This window comes from Streptomyces sp. NPDC052040 (genome assembly GCF_044548405.1).
Classification (GTDB): Bacteria; Actinomycetota; Actinomycetes; order Streptomycetales; family Streptomycetaceae; genus Streptomyces.
On record NZ_JBIUBV010000004.1, the window covers coordinates 203,924 to 222,587 of the forward strand.

19 protein-coding genes are annotated in these 18,664 nt (G+C 72.3%); 8 read left to right on the top strand and 11 right to left on the bottom strand.

Annotated elements, in window-relative coordinates:
* Nucleotides 1–23: 23 nt before the first annotated feature.
* Complete coding sequence (locus ACIHAA_RS11670) at nt 24–848, top strand: FMN-binding protein (protein WP_399815756.1); 825 nt, start codon at nt 24–26, stop codon at nt 846–848.
* A 60-nt stretch (nt 849–908) separates the two neighbouring features.
* A complete protein-coding gene (locus tag ACIHAA_RS11675; RefSeq protein ID WP_399816130.1) occupies nt 909–1,646 on the top strand; it encodes an FAD:protein FMN transferase in 738 nt (245 codons plus the stop codon).
* A gap of 132 nt (nt 1,647–1,778) precedes the next feature.
* Here the strand turns inward: ACIHAA_RS11675 and ACIHAA_RS11680 are convergent, their stop codons facing one another.
* From ACIHAA_RS11680 to ACIHAA_RS11710, 7 genes are all read right to left on the bottom strand, one after another.
* Nucleotides 1,779–2,315 (bottom strand): arginine repressor, encoded by a 537-nt coding sequence (locus tag ACIHAA_RS11680; protein WP_399815757.1) that lies wholly within the window; start codon nt 2,313–2,315, stop codon nt 1,779–1,781.
* 7 nt (nt 2,316–2,322) lie between these two features.
* Entirely contained in the window at nt 2,323–3,567 is a 1,245-nt protein-coding gene (locus tag ACIHAA_RS11685; protein ID WP_399815759.1) for an acetylornithine transaminase, read from the bottom strand.
* Nucleotides 3,564–4,505 carry an acetylglutamate kinase gene (argB, locus tag ACIHAA_RS11690; RefSeq protein WP_399815761.1) on the bottom strand — a complete coding sequence of 314 codons (942 nt, stop codon included), beginning with the start codon at nt 4,503–4,505 and terminating at the stop codon, nt 3,564–3,566. Before argB ends, ACIHAA_RS11685 begins: the two co-directional genes overlap by 4 nt.
* Complete coding sequence (gene argJ, locus ACIHAA_RS11695) at nt 4,502–5,653, bottom strand: bifunctional glutamate N-acetyltransferase/amino-acid acetyltransferase ArgJ (protein WP_399815763.1); 1,152 nt, start codon at nt 5,651–5,653, stop codon at nt 4,502–4,504. Before argJ ends, argB begins: the two co-directional genes overlap by 4 nt.
* Before the next feature lie 43 nt (nt 5,654–5,696).
* The gene (argC, locus tag ACIHAA_RS11700) at nt 5,697–6,725 is read right to left on the bottom strand and encodes an N-acetyl-gamma-glutamyl-phosphate reductase (RefSeq protein ID WP_399815764.1); all 1,029 of its coding nucleotides are present in this window, start codon (nt 6,723–6,725) and stop codon (nt 5,697–5,699) included.
* Between the two features lie 177 nt (nt 6,726–6,902).
* A complete protein-coding gene (locus tag ACIHAA_RS11705) occupies nt 6,903–7,358 on the bottom strand; it encodes a MarR family transcriptional regulator (RefSeq protein WP_399815766.1) in 456 nt (151 codons plus the stop codon).
* Nucleotides 7,355–7,852, bottom strand: a complete 498-nt coding sequence (locus ACIHAA_RS11710; RefSeq protein ID WP_399815768.1) for a MarR family winged helix-turn-helix transcriptional regulator — start codon at nt 7,850–7,852, stop codon at nt 7,355–7,357. Before ACIHAA_RS11710 ends, ACIHAA_RS11705 begins: the two co-directional genes overlap by 4 nt.
* 534 nt (nt 7,853–8,386) lie before the next feature.
* Between ACIHAA_RS11710 and ACIHAA_RS11715 the strand changes: the two genes are divergently transcribed.
* Both ACIHAA_RS11715 and ACIHAA_RS11720 read left to right on the top strand, forming a co-directional pair.
* Nucleotides 8,387–10,009, top strand: coding sequence for a phospholipase D-like domain-containing protein (locus ACIHAA_RS11715; RefSeq protein ID WP_399815770.1), 1,623 nt, complete (start codon nt 8,387–8,389; stop codon nt 10,007–10,009).
* 84 nt (nt 10,010–10,093) lie between these two features.
* Nucleotides 10,094–10,567, top strand: a complete 474-nt coding sequence (locus tag ACIHAA_RS11720) for a DUF6314 family protein (protein WP_399815771.1) — start codon at nt 10,094–10,096, stop codon at nt 10,565–10,567.
* On the opposite strand, the gene ACIHAA_RS11725 is transcribed toward ACIHAA_RS11720, so the two are convergent.
* Nucleotides 10,564–12,000, bottom strand: a complete 1,437-nt coding sequence (locus ACIHAA_RS11725) for a PLP-dependent aminotransferase family protein (RefSeq protein ID WP_399815773.1) — start codon at nt 11,998–12,000, stop codon at nt 10,564–10,566. The two genes, ACIHAA_RS11720 and ACIHAA_RS11725, sit on opposite strands and share 4 nt — an antisense overlap.
* Before the next feature lie 127 nt (nt 12,001–12,127).
* Here ACIHAA_RS11725 and ACIHAA_RS11730 point away from each other — a divergent pair, with 127 nt between their 5' ends.
* Nucleotides 12,128–13,231, top strand: a complete 1,104-nt coding sequence (locus ACIHAA_RS11730) for a DMT family transporter (RefSeq protein WP_399816132.1) — start codon at nt 12,128–12,130, stop codon at nt 13,229–13,231.
* A gap of 111 nt (nt 13,232–13,342) precedes the next feature.
* Entirely contained in the window at nt 13,343–13,549 is a 207-nt protein-coding gene (locus ACIHAA_RS11735) for a DUF1918 domain-containing protein (RefSeq protein ID WP_399815775.1), read from the top strand.
* 10 nt (nt 13,550–13,559) lie between these two features.
* On the opposite strand, the gene ACIHAA_RS11740 is transcribed toward ACIHAA_RS11735, so the two are convergent.
* Nucleotides 13,560–14,780 carry a glycoside hydrolase family 10 protein gene (locus ACIHAA_RS11740; RefSeq protein WP_399815777.1) on the bottom strand — a complete coding sequence of 407 codons (1,221 nt, stop codon included), beginning with the start codon at nt 14,778–14,780 and terminating at the stop codon, nt 13,560–13,562.
* Between the two features lie 222 nt (nt 14,781–15,002).
* Here ACIHAA_RS11740 and ACIHAA_RS11745 point away from each other — a divergent pair, with 222 nt between their 5' ends.
* The gene (locus tag ACIHAA_RS11745; protein ID WP_399816133.1) at nt 15,003–15,860 is read left to right on the top strand and encodes a 3-hydroxybutyryl-CoA dehydrogenase; all 858 of its coding nucleotides are present in this window, start codon (nt 15,003–15,005) and stop codon (nt 15,858–15,860) included.
* A gap of 232 nt (nt 15,861–16,092) precedes the next feature.
* On the top strand, nt 16,093–16,350 hold the full coding sequence (locus ACIHAA_RS11750) for a hypothetical protein (protein ID WP_399815779.1): 258 nt from the start codon (nt 16,093–16,095) through the stop codon (nt 16,348–16,350).
* Nucleotides 16,351–16,359: 9 nt separating this feature from the next.
* On the opposite strand, the gene ACIHAA_RS11755 is transcribed toward ACIHAA_RS11750, so the two are convergent.
* Nucleotides 16,360–16,905 (bottom strand): NUDIX domain-containing protein, encoded by a 546-nt coding sequence (locus ACIHAA_RS11755; RefSeq protein WP_399815781.1) that lies wholly within the window; start codon nt 16,903–16,905, stop codon nt 16,360–16,362.
* Between the two features lie 102 nt (nt 16,906–17,007).
* Entirely contained in the window at nt 17,008–18,348 is a 1,341-nt protein-coding gene (locus ACIHAA_RS11760; RefSeq protein WP_399815783.1) for a transcriptional regulator, read from the bottom strand.
* Between the last annotated feature and the right edge of the window lie 316 nt (nt 18,349–18,664).

Sequence of the window (18,664 nt, forward strand, 5' to 3'; positions counted from 1 at the left end):
GGATCGAAGGAGCTTTGGGAACGATGAGGAAGAGCCATCCCCTTCGGCGCGCCGTGCTCGCCGGTGCGGCGACCGTGTCCGGGATCGTCCTGCTGCTGTCGCTGAAGCCGGGCTCGGATCCGGCGGCCGCCCAGGCGGCGGTGCCGGGCGCGCCGCAGCAGACCGCCGCGGCCCAGGAGGCGCCGCAGGGCGGCACCGGAGCGCAGGCGGGCGAGCGTTCCGTCACCGGTGAGGCGGCCGCGACGCAGTACGGCAACGTCCAGGTACGCCTGACCCTGAACGGCGGGAAGATCACCAAGGCCGAGGCCGTCCAGGCACCCAAGGGCGGACTCAGCGACCAGAAGACCGCCATGGCCGTACCCAAACTCAACCAGGAAGCCGTCACCACCCAGAGCGCCGACATCGACACCGTCTCCGGAGCCACCTACACCAGCGGCGGCTACAAAAAATCACTCCAGTCGGCGATCGACAAGGCGAAGGCCCCCTCGGGCGGCGGATCCGGTCAGTCGGCCGGTGCTGCGGGCGGTGCGTCCTCCGGTGCGGCGGCCGGTGCGGGCGCGGGCTCGTCGGCGCAGGCGCGGACCGTCACGGGCAGTGTGGCGAGCACCCAGTACGGCAACGTCCAGGTACGCCTGACCCTGAACGGCGGGAAGATCACCAAGGCCGAGGCCGTCCAGGCACCCAAGGGCGGACTCAGCGACCAGAAGACCGCCATGGCCGTACCCAAACTCAACCAGGAAGCCGTCACCACCCAGAGCGCCGACATCGACACCGTCTCCGGAGCCACCTACACCAGCGGCGGCTACAAAAAATCGCTCCAGTCCGCGCTGGACCAGGCCGGTCGCTGAGTGGCCGGGCAGGTGAGCGACCCCGAGGCACCCCCCGCGCTGCGCCACGCGGAGGAGGTGATGGGCACCGTGGTCTCCTTCGATGTGCGCGGCGGTGAGCCCGAGGCCGTGCGCGCCGCCCTGGCGGAGGCGGTCGCCGGACTGCATCGTGTGGACGAGGTGTTCAGCACCTACCGGGAGGACAGCCAGCTGTCGCGGCTCGCCCGCGGTGAGGTGGCCCTCGGGGAGTGCGACCCGGAGGTCGCCGAGGTGCTCGCACTGGGGGCCGAGGCGGAGCGGGTCAGTGACGGCTGGTTCAGTACGCGCTACGGGGGCCGGACGGACCCGACCGGGATCGTCAAGGGCTGGGCGGTCGAACGGGCGGCCCAGCGGCTGTGGGAGGCCGGGGCCCGCGGGGTGAGCGTCAACGGCGGCGGGGACGTGCAGCTGTACGGGACGCCAGGACCGCACCGGCCCTGGCGGGTCGGGGTGACGGATCCAATGCGGCCCGGCGGGCTCGCCGCGGTGGTCTCGGCGGCCGGTGCCGGGGAGCTGGCCGTGGCCACGTCCGGGACCGCGGAGCGCGGCACGCACATCGTCGACCCGCGCACCGGCCGCCCCGCGGTGACCGACCTGGTCGCCGTGACCGTGGTGGCGCCCCGGCTGACCTGGGCCGACTGCTGGGCCACGGCCGCGTTCGCCATGGGCTCCCGGCAGGGTCTCGACTGGCTTGAGTCGCTGCCGGACACGGAGGCACTGCTGATCACGGCGGGCGACGAGGTGCGCTGCACGGGCGGACTGGCGGCCCGGCTGGGCTGACCGCGGCCGCACGGGGCCATACAGGGCCGTACGGGCCATACAGGGCCGTACGGGCCATACAGGAAGGGGGCGCACCGGACAGCCGGTGCGCCCCCTTCCCGTATGGCCGCGTATGGCGCCGGTGGCGCCGCCTCAGTGGCCGGTCTGCGCCAGCCGCAGCAGATGGTCCGCCAGGGCCTGGCCCCCCGTGGGGTCCCGGCTGATCAGCAGCAGGGTGTCGTCGCCCGCGATGGTGCCGAGGATGTCGTGCAGTTCCGCCTGGTCGATGGCCGAGGCAAGGAACTGGGCCGCGCCCGGCGGGGTGCGCAGGACCACGAGGTTGGCGGACGCCTCCGCCGAGATCAGCAGTTCCTGGGACAGCCGCCGCATCCGCTCCTCCTTGGCCGACCCGCCCAGCGGAGCGCGGGGGGTGCGGAAGCCGCCCTCGCTGGGGACCGCGTAGATGAGGTCGCCGTCGGTGTTGCGGATCTTCACCGCGTTCAGCTCGTCCAGATCCCGGGAGAGCGTCGCCTGGGTGACGTTCAGCCCGTCGTCGGCGAGAAGCTTCGCCAACTGGCTCTGCGAGCGGACCGGTTGCCGGTTGAGAATGTCCACGATCCGGCGGTGGCGCGCGGTGCGGGTCTGCGGCACGGCGGGTCCATTGTGCTCGTGGTCCTGCGCCTGGGTCATCGTCGTCTCATTCTCCGGATCGCTCGTCCCCGTTCACTGCGTCGAGGACACCGGGGAGAGCCCGGAGAAACGCCTCCACTTCGTCATCGCCGAGATTCAGCGGCGGCATCAGCCGTACGACGTTCGGGGCGGGCGCGTTCACCAGGAGGCCGGCGTCCTGAGCCGCCTGCTGTGTCTGCTGGGCGAACGGCTCGCTGAGCACGATACCCAGGAGCAGGCCCGCACCCCGGACATGGTCGATCATCGGATGGTCCAGGGACTCGATTCCCTCCCTCAGCCGCTCGCTCTGCCGCTTGACGTTGTCCAGCAGACCGTCGGCCGCGATGGTGTCGAGTACGGCGAGTCCGGCGGCGCAGGCGACGGGGTTGCCGCCGAAGGTGGTGCCGTGCTGGCCCGGCCGGAGCAGCTCGGCGGCGCGGCCGAAGGCGACCGTGGCGCCGAGCGGCAGACCGCCGCCCAGGCCCTTGGCGAGCGTGACCACGTCCGGCAGTACGCCGTCATGGGCCTGGTAGCCGAACCAGTGACCGGTGCGGCCGATGCCGGTCTGCACCTCGTCGAGCACGAGCAGCGCCCCGGTGGCCGCGGTGATGGCACGGGCCGCCTTGAGGTAGCCGGGGGGCGGGACGACGACCCCGTTCTCGCCCTGGACGGGCTCGATGATCACCAAGGCGGTGTCCTCGGTGACGGCGGCGGCCAGCGCCTGGGCGTCGCCGTAGGGGACATGGGTGACATCGCCGGGCAGTGGCCGGAAGGGCTCCTGCTTGCCGGGCTGGCCGGTGAGCGCGAGGGCGCCCAGGGTGCGGCCGTGGAAGCCGCCCTCGGTGGCGACCATATGGGTGCGCCCGGTCAGCCGGCCGATCTTGAAGGCGCCCTCGTTGGCCTCGGCGCCGGAGTTGCAGAAGAACACCCTGCCGTCCCGGCCGAAGAGCCGGAGCAGCCGTTCGGCGAGGGCGACGGGCGGTTCGGCGATGAACAGGTTGGAGACATGGCCGAGGGAGGCGATCTGCCCGGCGACCGCCCGGACGACGGCGGGGTGGGCGTGGCCCAGCGCGTTCACCGCGATCCCGCCGACGAAGTCCAGGTACTCCGTGCCGTCGGCGTCCCACAGCCGGGTGCCCTCGCCGCGGACCAGGGGCAGCCGCGGGGTGCCGTAGTTGTCCATGAGCGCGCCCCGCCACCGGCGGGTCAGCTCCTCGTTGGCCGAGTGCGCGGCCGCCTCGGATCCGGTGGCGGTGCCGGTCGTGGCCGTCATACGGAGGCCTCCTGATCGGACGGGTCGGGCACGACCATGGTGCCGATGCCCTCGTCGGTGAAGATCTCCAGCAGGATCGAGTGCTGGACCCGGCCGTCGATGACACGGGCGGTGGTGACGCCGTTGCGCACGGCGAACAGGCAGCCCTCCATCTTCGGGGCCATGCCCGAGGACAGCTCCGGGAGCAGTTTCTCCAGCTGGGATGCGGTGAGGCGGCTGATCACCTCGTCGGAGTGGGGCCAGTCCTCGTAGAGTCCTTCGACGTCCGTGAGGACCATGAGGGTTTCGGCGCCCAGTGCCGCAGCGAGTGCCGCAGCCGCCGTATCAGCATTGACGTTGTAGACATGTCCGTCGTCCTGACTCCGGGCGATCGAGGAGACGACCGGGATGCGGCCGTCGGCGAGCAGCGCCTCGATCGCGCCCGTGTCGATCTCGGTGATCTCGCCCACCCGCCCGATGTCGACCGACTGGCCGTCGATCGTGGGCCGGTGCTTGGTGGCGGTGATGGTGTGCGCGTCCTCGCCGGTGAGGCCGACGGCGAACGGGCCGTGCTGGTTGAGCTGGCCGACCAGTTCGCGCTGGACCTGCCCGGCCAGCACCATGCGCACCACGTCCATGGCGTCCTCGGTGGTGACCCTCAGGCCCGCCCTGAACTCGCTGGCGATGCCCTGCCGGTCCAGGGCTGCGCTGATCTGGGGGCCGCCGCCGTGCACCACCACGGGCCTGAGGCCCGCGTGCCGCAGAAAGACGACGTCCTGGGCGAAGGCGGCCTTCAGCTCGTCGTTCACCATGGCGTTCCCGCCGAACTTGATGACGACGGTCTTGCCGTGGTGGCGGGTGAGCCAGGGCAGCGCCTCGATGAGGATCTGCGCCTTGGGCAGGGCGGTGTGCCTGCGCGTCGTTCCGCCGCTCGTTCCGCTGTTCGTTCCGGTGCTCATGAGGAGTAGGCGCTGTTCTCGTGGACGTAGTCGGCGGTGAGGTCGTTGGTCCAGATGGTGGCGGTCTCGGTGCCGGCGGCGAGGTCGGCGACGATGTGCACCTCGCGGTAGCGCATGTCGACCAGTTCGCGGTCCTCGCCCACGGAGCCGTTCTTGCAGACCCAGACGCCGTTGATGGCGACATTGAGCTGGTCGGGCTCGAAGGCGGCCCGGGTGGTGCCGATCGCGGACAGCACCCGGCCCCAGTTGGGGTCCTCGCCGTGGATCGCGCACTTGAGGAGGTTGTTGCGGGCGATGGTGCGGCCCACCTCCACGGCCTCCTCCTCGGTGGCGGCGCCGGTGACCTCGACCTTGATGTCCTTGCTGGCACCCTCGGCGTCACCGATGAGCTGGCGGCCCAGGTCGGCGCAGACCTCGCGGACGGCCTCGGCGAAGTCCTCGTAGGCGGGGGCGATCCCGGAGGCTCCGGAGGCGAGCAGCAGGACGGTGTCGTTGGTGGACATGCAGCCGTCGGAGTCGAGCCGGTCGAAGGTGACCCGGGTGGCGCCGCGCAGGGCCCGGTCCAGGGTCTCCTGGTCGGCGTCGGCGTCCGTGGTGAGGACGACGAGCATGGTGGCGAGGCCGGGCGCGAGCATCCCGGCGCCCTTGGCCATGCCGCCCACGGTCCAGCCGTCCCGGGTCGCCACGGCGGTCTTGTGGACGGTGTCGGTGGTCTTGATGGCGAGGGCGGCCTTCTCGCCGCCGTGCTCGGACAGCTGGGCGGCGGCCGTGCCGATGCCCGGAAGCAGCTTGTCCATGGGGAGCAGCACACCGATGAGGCCGGTGGAGCAGACGGCCACCTCGATGGCGCCCCGGCCGAGGACCTCCGCCGCCTTCTCGGCGGTGGCGTGGGTGTCCTGGAAGCCCTTCGGTCCGGTGCAGGCGTTGGCGCCACCGGAGTTGAGGACGACCGCGGAGACCTGGCCCGCCTGGAGGACCTGCTCCGACCAGAGCACGGGCGCGGCCTTCACACGGTTGGCGGTGAAGACGCCCGCGGCGGCGCGGCGGGGCCCGTTGTTGACCACGAGAGCCAGGTCGGGGCCGCCGTTCTCCTTGATCCCGGCGGCGATCCCGGCCGCCGTGAACCCCTGTGCTGCCGTGACACTCACTGCGTCTCCTTGGTGGCTTCTGCGCCGACGGGGTGTGCCGTGCTCACGGGGCGACTCCGATCGTGGAAAGCCCGGTGGTCTCGTCGAGCCCGAGGGCGAGGTTCATGCTCTGGACGGCACCGCCCGCGGTGCCCTTGGTCAGGTTGTCGATGGCGCTGATCGCGATGATGCGGTGTGTGGCGGCGTCGTGAGCGACCTGCACCTGAACGGCGTTGGAACCGCAGACGGACGCGGTGGCCGGCCACTGCCCCTCGGGGAGCAGGTGGACGAAGGGCTCGTCGGCGAAGGCCTTCTCATAGGCGGCGCGGACCGTCTCGGCGGTGACACCGGGCCGGGCCTTCGCGCTACAGGTGGCGAGGATGCCGCGGGGCATGGGCGCGAGGGTGGGGGTGAAGGAGACGGAGACCCTCTCCCCGGCGGCGGCGCTCAGGTTCTGGATCATCTCGGGAGTGTGCCGGTGCGCCCCGCCGACGCCGTACGGGGACATGGACCCCATGACCTCGCTGCCGAGCAGATGCGGCTTGGGTGCCTTGCCCGCGCCGGAGGTGCCCGAGGCGGCGACGACCACGGCCTCGGTCTCGGCGAGGCCCGCGCCGTAGGCGGGGAACAGTGCGAGCGAGACGGCGGTCGGGTAGCAGCCGGGCACCGCGATGCGCCGGGCACCGGCGAGCCGGGCGCGGGCGCCGGGCAGCTCGGGGAGGCCGTAGGGCCAGGTCCCGGCGTGCGGTGTGCCGTAGAACCGCTCCCAGTCGGCCGCGTCCTCCAGCCGGAAGTCCGCCCCCATGTCGATCACCAGCGCCCGGCCGCCGAGCTGCTCGGCGACGGCGGCGGACTGGCCGTGGGGCAGGGCGAGGAAGACCACGTCGTGCCCGGGGAGCACCTCGGAGGAGGTCTCCTGGAGCACGCGGTCGGCGAGGGGCAGCAGATGCGGTTGCAGCGCGCCCAGCGGCCGCCCGGCGCTGGAGTTCGCGGTCAGGGCGCCGATCTCGACCTCGGGGTGGGCCAGCAGCAGGCGCAGCAGTTCCCCACCCGCATATCCGCTCGCCCCGGCGACCGCCGCACGTACCGTCATGGAACCTCCTCCTGGATGGCATGACTATACGTTTCGCCGCACTTTTATGCAATGCCCGGTCCGGGCCCCCCGACGAGCCCCTCTCGACGGTGCCGCCCGCTCCGGCCGAAGCGGCAGGTGCGCCGGGCGATCCCCTCCGGGGGATCTCCCGGCGGTCGCAGCAGGCCGGAGTGCGGGTCAGGCGGTCAGCGCCGCGAGCTCCGCGTTGGCGCGCCCGGTGATCAGGGTGAGGACGCGGCCGGTCGCGGCCAGATCCTCGGCGGGGATCCCGCCCCAGACGCGGGCGGAGACGGGGGCGGTCTCCGCGGTGACAGCGGCGAGCAGTTCACGTCCCGCGGCCGTGGGGACCAGGTGCGCGCCGTCCGCGACGAGCAGCCGCTTGGCCAGCAGTTCGTCGAGGGTGGCGCGGATGCCGGCCGGATCGGCCTTGAGGGAGCCCTGCACCTGGGCGACGAGATCGTCCGGCGCCTGCGGGGTCTCGGCGGTGACGGCGGCACGCAGGGCGACCTGCTGCTGGAAGGTGAGGCCGTGCCGGGCGAGGACGTGCTCCAGGACGGCGCGGGCGGCGTAGTGCGCCAGGGCGAGGCCGCGGGCATCGGCGACGGGCGCGGCGGCGGATGCGGTGGTGGTCATGGTGTTCCCCTCCGAGTGCTCGGGTCGTTCGGTACGGATGGAGCGAGAGGTACGTCGAGCAGGGCCGTCAGCTCCTCGGTGAACGCGCGCGTCCGCGGGGCGTCGAGGCCGCCGAGCGGCTCCAGGAACCGCTGATGCAGTTCCTGGACCACCGCGATGGCCTGCCGTGTCACGGCCTGACCCTGTTCGGTGAGTGCGAGCTGGACGGCGCGCGGGTCGCGGGGATCGCGGGTGCGTTCGATCAGGCCGCCCGACTCCAGGGCGCGCGCCAGCTTCGAGACGTAGAGCGCCTCCAGGCCGGTGTGGTCGGCGAGTCGGCGCTGACTGGGCCGCTCCCCGGCGCGGTGCATACCGTGCAGCGACGCGACCAGGGAGTACTGCGCGTGAGTGAGGCCCAGCGGAGCCACCGCACGATCGACCGCGACACGCCACTTGTTGGCCAGCCGCCACACCAGGAATCCGGGCGTGGGGCCCGGCGAGGAACCCTTGCTCATACAAATAGATTACATGGCTACTATGTCCATGGCTACTATTTTTCCGCTCCGGGCGCTCCGGGCACTCCGGGCGCCCCGGCGGCCTCGGCGACCTGTCGCGACCTCGTCGTACGCGCGGGCGGCACCGAACGGCGCGCAGTGGCCCACGGCCGGGGCATCCACGCCGTCGCCGCACCCCTGATGGCGGAGGCGGTCGCACACGTACTCACCGGGCGGACCCGCGCGGTCGAAGTCGCCTTTGCAGGACGGAACTTCGACGCGTCCGCGTCCCTCCGGCCACCACCCCCGCACCTCGCCCTGGAGCTGAAATCCGCGGGTCCGGCCAAAGGCCGCACCGGGGATCCCTGCTCACCGGAGCCCAACGCCCGTACCCCCGCGCCGGGGTGACGGGAAGATGGCCGTAGTGCAAAGGGCTGGTAACTTCGAGGTGTTGATCATCCGTGAGGTCCCACCGGACCCCGGATCGCCCTGTGCCGCGCCGCGCCTGTGAGCCGGCGCGCGAAGGTGCCCCGACGTCTCGACAAGGATGCGAAATTGGCCCCTACCGCCTCCCGCCGCCTGAACCGTCTCGCCAAAGCCGCGGCGCTCTCCGTCGTCATCGGCTCCGCACTGCCCGCCACCCCGGCGCTCGCCGAGGCACCGGCACCACACCTCGATGCCGTGGAGCAGACCCTGCGGCAGGTCTCACCGGGCCTTGAGGGGAAGGTCTGGGAACGCACCGGCGGCAACACGCTCGACGCCACCCCCGGCGACCCGTCCGGCTGGCTGCTCCAGACGCCGGGCTGCTGGGGCGACGCGTCGTGCTCCGAGCGCCCGGGCACCCGGCAGCTGCTGGACAGGATGACCGAGAACGTCGCCAAGGCCCGCAGCACTGTCGACATATCCACCCTCGCGCCCTTCCCCAACGGGGAGTTCGAGGACGCGATCGTCGCGGGGCTCAAGAGGTCGGCGGAGGCCGGCAACAAGCTCAAGGTGCGCATCCTCGTCGGGGCCGCCCCGATCTACCACCTGAACGTGGTGCCGTCGAAGTACCGCGACGAGCTGCGGTCCAGGCTCGGTTCGGCGGCCGACTCCATCACTCTGAACGTCGCCTCGATGACCACGTCGAAGACGGCGTTCTCCTGGAACCACTCCAAGCTCCTCGTGGTCGACGGCCAGTCGGTGATCACCGGCGGGATCAACGGCTGGAAGGACGACTACCTCACCACCAGCCACCCGGTGTCCGACGTGGACCTCGCGCTCAGCGGCCCCGCCGCCGCATCCGCGGGCCGGTATCTGGACCAGCTGTGGGGCTGGACCTGCGAGAACCGCAGCAACCCCACCAAGGTCTGGTTCGCGTCGTCCCAGGGCGCCGACTGCATGCCGGACCTGGAACAGGGGAACACCCCGGCCCCCGCGACCGGTGACGTGCCCGTCATCGCCGTCGGCGGTCTCGGTGTCGGCATCAAGGACGTCGACCCCGCGTCGGCGTACCGGCCCGCCCTTCCCTCCGCACCGGACACCAAGTGCGTCGTCGGGCTGCACGACAACACCAACGCCGACCGCGACTACGACACGGTGAACCCGGAGGAGAGCGCGCTGCGGGCCCTGATCGGCAGCGCCAAGAAGCACATCGAGATCTCCCAGCAGGATCTCAACGCCACCTGTCCCCCGCTGCCGCGCTACGACATCCGCACGTACGACGCGATCGCGGACCGGATGGCGTCCGGGGTGAAGGTCCGGATCGTCGTCAGCGACCCGGCCAACCGCGGTGCGGTCGGCAGCGGCGGCTACTCCCAGATCAAGTCGCTGAAGGAGGTGAGCGACGTGCTGCGGGAGCGCCTGGCCCGCATCACCGGCGACCAGGCGAAGGCGAACACCGTGATGTGCGCCAATCTCCAGCTCGCCACCGCCCGCATGGCGGACAGCCCGACCTGGGCCGACGGCAAGCCGTACGCACAGCACCACAAGCTGGTGTCCGTCGACGACTCCGCCTTCTACATCGGTTCGAAGAACCTGTATCCGGCCTGGCTCCAGGACTTCGGTTACATCGTGGAGAGCCCCGGCGCGGCCCAGCAGCTCAAGACGGATCTGCTGGACCCGCAGTGGAAGTACTCGCAGGCGACTGCCACGTTCGACTACGCCCACGGCGTCTGCCAGGGGACGACCGGCAAGTGACCGGGGCGGCGGGTCCGGGGGCGGGGTGACGCGCCCCCGACCCGCCGCGGTGCCGGTCGGCCGGCACGGCCTAAGGTCGACGGCATGGAATCCAGTCTCTGGCCCGTACAGGACGTGCTCGCCCATCTCACCGGGCGGTGGAGCGTCCGTCGCCTGGTGCGGGACCTGGCGGGCCGGGAGACGGGCCGCTTCACCGGGACCACGGTGTTCTCGCCGCTGGAGGACGGCGGCGACGGGCTGCGGCACCATGAATCGGGCACGTTCGTCTGGCGGGACACCCCGCGCCCGGCCGAGCGGACGCTGTGGTTCCTGCCGGGACGGTCCGCCGGGACGGCCGAGGTCCGCTTCGCGGACGGGCGCCCCTTCCACGACCTCGACCTCACCACCGGCCGCCATGTCGCCGACCACCCCTGCGCGGCGGACCTCTACCGGGGCGAGTTCACCGTCCAGGACGCGGACCACTGGCGCACGGTGTGGCACGTGGCCGGTCCCGCGAAGGACCTGGTACTGACCACCGAGTACGTCCGCGAGGGCACGGGCGGCGGTGACCGGGCCTAGGGCCTCTCGTCGCAGACGGTGCGCAGGCGTCGTACGCCCTCCAGGATCTCCGCCGTTCCGGCGACCGCCGCGAAGCTCAGGCGGAGATGGGCGGCCGGGGGCTCGGCGCTGAAGTACGGGCGACCCCGGGCGATCGCGACCCCCGCGCGCAGGGCGCCCGCCACCAGGGACGCCTCGTCGGTGCCGTCGGGGAGGCGGGCCCAGAGGTGGTAGCCGCCGGAGGGGACGTGCGGCACGGACAGTTCGGGCAGGTGCAGCCCGAGCGCCGCGGTCATCGTGTCCCGGCGGATCTTCAACTCGGCGGCCACGGACCGCAGATGGCGGGGCCAGGCGGGCGAGCCGACGAGTTCCAGCGCGGCCTCCTGCAAGGGGCGCGGCACAAAGAAGGTGTCGACGACCTGGATGGCGCGCAGCCGCTCCAGGACCGGGCCGCGTGCGGCCAGGGCACTGACCCGGAAGCTCGGCGAGGTGGCCTTGGTGAGCGAGGAGACATGCACCACGACACCGTCTGGATCCTCGGCGACCAAGGGCACGGGCAGGGGTCCGGCGTCCTCGTGCACCAGCCGCCGTACGAAGTCGTCCTCGACGACGAACGCTCCTGCCTCGCGCGCGATGCGCAGCACCTCGCGTCGGCGGTCCGGCGCGAGTACGGCGCCGGTCGGGTTCTGGAACAGCGGCTGGCAGACCACGAGCCGGGCGCCGCTGGCCCGGAAGGCGTCCGCGAGCAGGGCCGGTTTCATTCCGTCCGCGTCGACCGGCACGGGGACCGGCCGCAGGCCCGCCGCGCGGGCGATGGCCAGCATGCCGGGATAGGTGGGCGACTCCACCAGCACGGGCGCGCCGGGCGGTGCCAGCGCCCGTAGCGCGGTGGTCAGTGCGGACTGGCCGCCCGCCGTGATCAGTACGTCGGCCGCGGTGATCGCGCCGCCGATGCCCCGCGCGAACCACTCGCGCAGTTCGGGCACGCCCTCCACCGGCGGCCGGGCCCACACTCCGGGGCGGCGTCCGGCCCGGGACAGGGCCGCGCCCATCGCGCGCTCCGGTTGCAGGTCGGGGTGGAGATAGCCGCCGTTGAAGCCGATGACGCCGGCGGGCGGCGCGGCCAGGGTGTCCAGGACGCCGGAGGCGTCGACGCTGCGGGGGACGATCTCGGCCGCGGCGTCGGCGCTGAGGGCGACCTCCTGCCAGGAGGTGTCCCCGGCGGTGCGGGCCGCCGCCGTGCGCGGCTCGGCGCGGTAGGCCCCGGAGCCGGGCCGGGTCACGACCAGTCCTTCGGCGGCCAGCTGGGCGAGCGCCCGGGACACGGTCACCGGGCTCACCCGGAACCGTTCGACCAGCGCTCGGCTGGCGGGCAGCTTCTCACCCGGCGAATAGCGCTTTACCTCGGACCGCAGTCGTTCCGCCAGTTCACCGACACTGCTACGCTCGTGCATGGAAGCACAGGATAGCGCTACTGGCCACAGCTCGATAGCGGACGCACAGACGGAGAGCTGCACCGCCACGGCGCCGCGACAGCCGGACGCCGACACGAACACCGGACCGCGTCGGCGGGACGGCGGCATGGACACCGGGCTTCGGCAGCCCGAGAGCGGCACGGACGGCGGGCTTGGGCAGCCGCCGGAGAGCGGCACGGGCAACGGGCTTGGGCAGACGCCGGACGGCGGCGCGGACAGCGGGCCGCACCGGCCGGAGAGCGGCACGGTCACCGGGCTTCGCGGGCCGGACGGCGGCGTCGCCTCCGGGCCGCGGCTTCCGCGACAGGTGCGGCGGGGTACGGGGACGGGGGCCGCGAAGGCCGGACCGGGCCCGCATCCTGGCGGCCTGCTTCAGGCGGCCCTCGGCGTGGTCGCCTTCTCCCTCACCTTCCCGGCCACCGCCTGGGGGCTGGAGGGCTTCGGACCCTGGTCGCTGGTGGCGGCGCGCAGCGCGCTGGCCGCCGTGATCGCGGGCGGCTGCCTGCTGGCGCTGCGGGTCCCGCTGCCCGCGCGAGCGCACTGGGCGGGGCTCGCCGTGGTCGGGGCCGGGGTGGTGATCGGCTTCCCGCTGCTGACCACGCTCGCGCTGCGGACCTCGACCACCGCGCATGCCGCGGTGGTGGTCGGGCTGCTGCCGCTCACCACGGCCGCCTTCTCCGCCCTGCGCGTCGGCACCCGCCCCTCCCGTACCTTCTGGGTGGCCGCGCTGGCCGGTGCCGCGGCCGTCATCGCGTTCACCGTGCAGCAGAGCGGCGGCGCGCTGACCGGCGCGGACGCCTATCTCTTCGGCGCGCTGCTGATCTGCGCCGCCGGCTACACCGAGGGCGGCCGCCTGGCCGGGGTCATGCCCGGCTGGCAGGTCATCGGCTGGGCGCTGGTGCTGTGCCTGCCGCTCAGCCTGCCGGGCGCGCTCCTCGCGCTCTCCTACGAGCCGGTACACCCGACCGTGCACGCCGTGCTGGGGGTGCTGTGGGTGGCGGCGGGCTCCCAGTTCCTCGGTCTGGTCGTCTGGTACCGGGGCATGGCGGCCGTCGGAATCCCGCGGGCCAGCCAGTTGCAGCTGGCACAGCCGCTGCTCACACTGGTGTGGTCGGTACTGCTCCTCGGCGAGCATCTCACCCCGGCCGCGCCGCTGACGGCCGCCGCGGTACTGGTGTGCATCGCGGTCACCCAGCGGGCGCGGGCCTGACCTCGGGGCGGGGCGCGCGTGACCGGGCCGACCGGCACACCGGCCGTGGGTCCCCGGCCAACCGACCGGCAACCCACCGACACTCCCGTACGCGACGAGGAGGCCCCCCAGATGCGCGCAACCGTGGGCGACAAGCTGGTGCAGCACGGCAGGATCGTCGGCCAGCACGACAAGGTCGGCGAGATCGTCGAGGTGATGGGCTCGAACGGCACCCCGCCGTACCGCGTCCGCTTCCAGGACGGGCACGAGGGTGTGTGCTCCCCCGGGCCCGACACCGAGATCCGCCACAAGGAAATGGGTCAGCAGATCGGCCGCTAGGAAAGCGGTCTCAACGTGGGGGCGGCGCAGACTGCCGGTAGTGGTCGGCGACGACTCGTGCCATGGCCCCGGCCGGGTCCGCCCCCACCTCTTTCGCGGCGAAGAAGACATGCCCGCGCACCTGCGGATACCGCCCGGCCAGGGTGAGATGGCGCGACAGTTCCGCCGGGTCCCGCCAGGCGGCGGGCTGCGCCGGGTCTCCGGCCTTGTAGAGCGCCTCCCCGATGTACAGCTCGGCGCGCGTGCCCCGGGTCACCGACGCCCACCAGGGCACGAGGGCTGCGTAGTCGGCGGCGGGGAAGCCGATGTTCCAGTAGATCTGGGGGCAGATGTAGTCCAGCCACCCGGACCTGACCCACTTCCGGGTGTCCGCGTAGAGGTCGTCATAGGTCTGCACCCCCGCCCGGGTGGCCGAGCCGGTGGGGTCGGTGGTGGCGTTGCGCCACACCCCGAAGGGGCTGATCCCGAAGCGCGCGGCGGGCCGGAGCGTACGGATGCGGGCCGCGGTCTCCTGCACCAGGAGGTCGATGTTGTGCCGCCGCCAGGCGGCCCTGTCCGCGAACCCGCCGCCGTAGGCCGCGTAGGCACGGTCGTCGTCGAAGACGTCGCCCTCGACCGGGTACGGGTAGAAGTAGTCGTCGAAGTGCACGCCGTCCACCGGGTAGCGGCGTACGGCGTCGAGGATCGCCGCCTCCACGAACAGGCGCACCTGCGGCAGACCGGGGTTGTAGTAGAGCTTGCCGCCGTAGGGAACCACCCAGTCCGGGTTGCGGCGGGCCGGGTGGCCCGGGGCCAGCAGGCTCAGGTCGGTGTGGGAGGCCACCCGGTAGGGATTGAACCAGGCGTGCAGTTCGAGCCCGCGGGCGTGCGCCTCCTCGATCGCCGCGCCGAGCGGGTCCCAGCCGGGGTCCTGCCCCTGGGTACCGGTCAGGAACTGGGACCACGGTTCGTAGGGCGAGGGCCACAGCGCGTCGGCCGAGGGGCGCACCTGGAAGAAGACGGTGTTCAGCCGGCGCCGCACCGCGTTGTCGAGGTGGGCGCGCAGCTCGGCACGCTGCGCGGCGGCCGGCAGTCCGGCCCGGGAGGGCCAGTCCCGGCGGAAGACGGTCGCCAGCCACATTCCTCGCATCTCCCCGGCCGTGGCGCGGCGGGCGAGCGCCCCGGCGTCGCCCGCCGTGACCAGGGTCGACAGTGCGGCCGCCGTGAACGCCCGGCGTGACAGTCGTCGCATGCACAAGCCCCCATACGTTCCGCTGTGTTCCGGTCACGGATCGTATCCCCTCCAGGTGGCCCCGACCCGGACGGTCGGTCACCGGCACGCCGGGGGTAACGTGCAGGGTCGAGAGCAGGCACCGGACACGGGGGACCTGCCGGAGGGCGTCCGGTGATCGCGCGGCGAGCCGGTGCGGTGCACGGGCCCCTCCCAGGCCCGATGATCAGCGAAAGGGACGATGTGACCGACATCGAACGCGTCGGAGTGGTGGGCTGCGGCCAGATGGGAGCGGGCATCGCCGAGGTGTGCGCCCGCGCCGGACTGGACGTCAAGGTCGCCGAGACCACCGGCGAGGCCCTGGAGATCGGCCGGACCCGGCTGTACAACTCGCTGTCCAAGGCGGCCGAGCGGGGCAAGATCTCCGAGGAGGAGCGGGAGGCGGCGCTGACGCGCCTCACCTTCACCACCGACCTCGGGGAGTTCGCGGACCGCGATCTGGTGATCGAGGCGGTCGTGGAGAACGAGCAGGTGAAGACGGAGATCTTCCAGGTGCTCGACCAGGTGGTGACCCGCCCGGACGCGATCCTCGCCTCCAACACCTCCTCGATCCCGCTGGTCAAGCTCGCGGTCACCACCTCGCGGCCGGACCAGGTGGTCGGCATTCACTTCTTCAACCCGGCCCCGGTGCAGCAGCTCGTCGAGCTGATCCCGGCGCTGACCACCTCCGAGGGCACGCTCAGCCGGGCCCAGCTGTTCGCGGAGAAGGCGCTCGGCAAGCACGCGATCCGCGCCCAGGACCGCTCGGGCTTCGTGGTCAACGCCCTGCTGGTGCCGTATCTCCTCTCCGCCGTCCGGATGTTCGAGTCGGGCATCGCGAGCCGCGAGGACATCGACAACGGCATGGAGATGGGCTGCGCCCACCCGATGGGCCCGCTGAAACTGTCCGACCTGATCGGCCTGGACACCATCGTCTCGATCGCCAACTCCATGTACGAGGAGTACAAGGAGCCCCTGTACGCCGCTCCCCCGCTGCTCCAGCGCATGGTGGACGCGGGCCGTCTGGGGCGCAAGACGGGGTGCGGGTTCTACAGCTACTGATCCGGCGGTCAGGCGTGATCCGGGGTTGTCCGCCCCGTTTGGTCACGGCGTGTGATGTTCCGGCGCCTACGGGCCCGGCACCGATTCCTGGTGCCGGGCCCGTGGCATTCACACGGTGTGTGCGGCGGGGACACGCATATGCCCTGCGCACACGCTCCCCCCGCGTCCACCAGGCGGGTTGACTCTTCATGCGCATGCAAGGGATGTGACGACTACGGAAAGGAGCGGACCCGTGACCGCCGACCCCGAGCATCCCGTGGTCCATGGAGAAGTCGCAGAGTTACGCCGTTGCCTCGATGTGGAGCAAGCCCGCGTCGAGGGCGGGCTGGCACTGCTCAGGCATCGTGCCGCAGAAACCGCCAAGGATCTCGACGAACTGAGCCTGAGGGTGGTGGCGCTGGAGCATACGCGCTGGCCGCTGCCCGCGGTGGCCGCCCTCACGGCGGTGGGCGCGGTCGTCGTGGCCGTCTGGCAGGCACTGGGCCGCTAGCGGTGGGGATCAGGTCAGCGCGTCCTGCCCGAGCCTGAGGTGGTGCAGCAGCAGTAACGCGGCCGCCATGGTGGCGGCCGGGACCTCTCCGCGGGCGACCAGGTCGGGAACGAGCTTGAGGGGAACCCATTCCCGGCGGTCCGACTCGAAGTCGTCCACGGGATGTCCGACGTACTCACCCTCGTCGGCCCAGTAGACATGGTGCCGGGCGTCGGTGAGTCCGTTGGACGGTTCGACGCTCATGAGATGGCGCAGCGGTCCCGGCCGCCACCCTGCTTCCTCCTCCAGTTCGCGGGCCGCCGCGGCGACGACCTCCTCGCCGTCCTCGACGACCCCTGCCGGGAGTTCCCACCCCCAGCTGTCGGTGATGAAGCGGTGCCGCCACAGCAGCAGCACCTCGTTGGCCTCGTTCACCACGGTGGCCACGGCGACGGGCCGCAGCCGGATCAGGAAGTGGTCGAGACGGGGGCCGTTGGGTACCTCGACATCCGCCAGGTTGACGCTGAACCAGCGGTTTGCATACACAGTTTGTTCGTTCAGTTTCGTCCACTGCACGGTTCTGCCACCTTCCGCTGAGTAAGTGGCAATATCCCAGCAGGAGCGGTGGCTCAGCAGGCTCACACCGGCGCACGGCGCCGGAATGGGGCCGGGGGGCTTCTACAGCGGTACGCGCAGGGCGCCGTCGATGAGTTCGGCCGCCTCCGCCGTTCCGGCGCAGCCGCTGCGCACCAGGTGTTCGCGTACCGCCCGCAGTCTGTCGCGCAGCCGCATGGACTCCGTCCCCCGGGCCCGCTCGGCCATTTCGACCGCGGTGGCCGCGGCTCTGTCGGCGTCGCCCTGGCGCAGTTCGATCTGGCTGAGCATGGCGAGCCGGTGCACCCGGCCGCGGTCGTGCGCGGGGGTGCCGACGGCGGCCGCGGCGTGCTCCCCCGCCGCCGTCAGATCTCCGAGGCTGAGCAGCGCCTCCGCGACCTGGACATTGACCAGACCGGGCTGCACATAGCCGGTCTCGTCCGGCTCATGGCCGCGCCGGATGCGCTCTGCCGCCGACTCCGCCCGCCGGATGCAGGCCAACGCGCCACTTGCGTCGCCGAGATGGGCGTACGCCTTCGCCTGCATCGCATAGAGGTCGGAGGCGAGGGCCGGGGTGATGTGCGTGCCCGCGGTGCGCAGCGCGGCCTCGGCGAAGGCGACGGCCTGCCGGTACTCCCTCATGAATAAGGACTGGTTGACCAGCAGCGCTATCACATACGCGCCGAGGCCCCGGTCCCCGCTGGCCTTCGCGAGGCGCAGCGCCTGGTGGAAGTAGCGCTGGGCGAGGCCGTGGGCGTCCGAGTCGTAGGAGCAGATCCCGGCGATCGCCACCAGGCCGCCCGTGGCGCGGTGCAGTTGGCGGCCCATGGCGTCGGTGTAGCTGCCGCGCAGCAGCGGCGCGGTCTCGGAGTTCAGGAAGCCGACGATCCGGCTGCGGGTCGCGATACCGCCCGCCTTGCGGTACAGCTGCTCGTAGTGGGCCCGGGCGGCGCGCAGCATCTCCAGGTCGGCGGGGGTGACCCGGTGCGGGCCGCCGCGGGAGACGTCCACGTCCTCGGGCGGGTTCTCCCACTCCCACACCGGCATCACGGCGGGCGTGCCGGTGACCGCGGGGGCGTCGAGGAGATGCGGGCGCTGCTGTTCGTCGGAGCGCCACAGGGCGGTGGCCCGCTCCACGAAGCCCGACAGGCCCGAGCCGTTCGGGACGGCCTGTTCGCCGGGCACCCCGAGGCCGATGTCGTCGAGGGTCACGGGGCGGTGCAGCCGGACGGCGAGCACCTCGCAGATCAGGTCGGGCACCTGGCCGCGCGGGCGCTGGCCCTTCAACCACCGTGCCACGGCGGTGTGTTCGTATCTGAGCGCCAGTCCGCGCGCCCGGCCCGCCTGGTTGACATGCGCGGCGAGTCCCGCGTGGGAGATCCCGGCCTCGTCGAGGATCGCGTCGAGCAGGGTATTGGGCTGCATGGATTGCCCTCCGGTGGCTCCGTGCGGAAAGCGTAGTGCGTCTGCCTTCACACGGGGTGTGAACGGAGTGCGCGCATCCGGGCTGCGTGTGCGCTGTTGCCGGGGGTTTCCGGCCGCTTGACTGAAACCCCTCCCAAGGGGCCGACGGGCCGTCGGCTCCCCCTCATACAGTGCGGCGGCCCGGCTCGCGCCGTCCGCCCGCCGCCTGCCCGACACTCCGTGGCGGGGCGGACGGCGCGACGGCGGGAGGGACATGACAGGGGCAGCGCCTGGCGCCTGGCCGGCTCAGGGCTGGAGGGCACGCCACGTCGGAGCA

Coding starts and splice junctions, on each gene's coding strand:
- ACIHAA_RS11670 (WP_399815756.1), top strand. CDS start 24: ATGAGGAAGAGCCATCCCCTTCGGCGCGCCGTGCTCGCCGGTGCGGCG.
- ACIHAA_RS11675 (WP_399816130.1), top strand. CDS start 909: ATGGGCACCGTGGTCTCCTTCGATGTGCGCGGCGGTGAGCCCGAGGCC.
- ACIHAA_RS11680 (WP_399815757.1), bottom strand. CDS start 2,315: ATGACCCAGGCGCAGGACCACGAGCACAATGGACCCGCCGTGCCGCAG.
- ACIHAA_RS11685 (WP_399815759.1), bottom strand. CDS start 3,567: ATGACGGCCACGACCGGCACCGCCACCGGATCCGAGGCGGCCGCGCAC.
- argB (WP_399815761.1), bottom strand. CDS start 4,505: ATGAGCACCGGAACGAACAGCGGAACGAGCGGCGGAACGACGCGCAGG.
- argC (WP_399815764.1), bottom strand. CDS start 6,725: ATGACGGTACGTGCGGCGGTCGCCGGGGCGAGCGGATATGCGGGTGGG.
- ACIHAA_RS11705 (WP_399815766.1), bottom strand. CDS start 7,358: ATGACCACCACCGCATCCGCCGCCGCGCCCGTCGCCGATGCCCGCGGC.
- ACIHAA_RS11710 (WP_399815768.1), bottom strand. CDS start 7,852: ATGAGCAAGGGTTCCTCGCCGGGCCCCACGCCCGGATTCCTGGTGTGG.
- ACIHAA_RS11720 (WP_399815771.1), top strand. CDS start 10,094: ATGGAATCCAGTCTCTGGCCCGTACAGGACGTGCTCGCCCATCTCACC.
- ACIHAA_RS11725 (WP_399815773.1), bottom strand. CDS start 12,000: ATGCACGAGCGTAGCAGTGTCGGTGAACTGGCGGAACGACTGCGGTCC.
- ACIHAA_RS11730 (WP_399816132.1), top strand. CDS start 12,128: ATGGACACCGGGCTTCGGCAGCCCGAGAGCGGCACGGACGGCGGGCTT.
- ACIHAA_RS11735 (WP_399815775.1), top strand. CDS start 13,343: ATGCGCGCAACCGTGGGCGACAAGCTGGTGCAGCACGGCAGGATCGTC.
- ACIHAA_RS11740 (WP_399815777.1), bottom strand. CDS start 14,780: ATGCGACGACTGTCACGCCGGGCGTTCACGGCGGCCGCACTGTCGACC.
- ACIHAA_RS11760 (WP_399815783.1), bottom strand. CDS start 18,348: ATGCAGCCCAATACCCTGCTCGACGCGATCCTCGACGAGGCCGGGATC.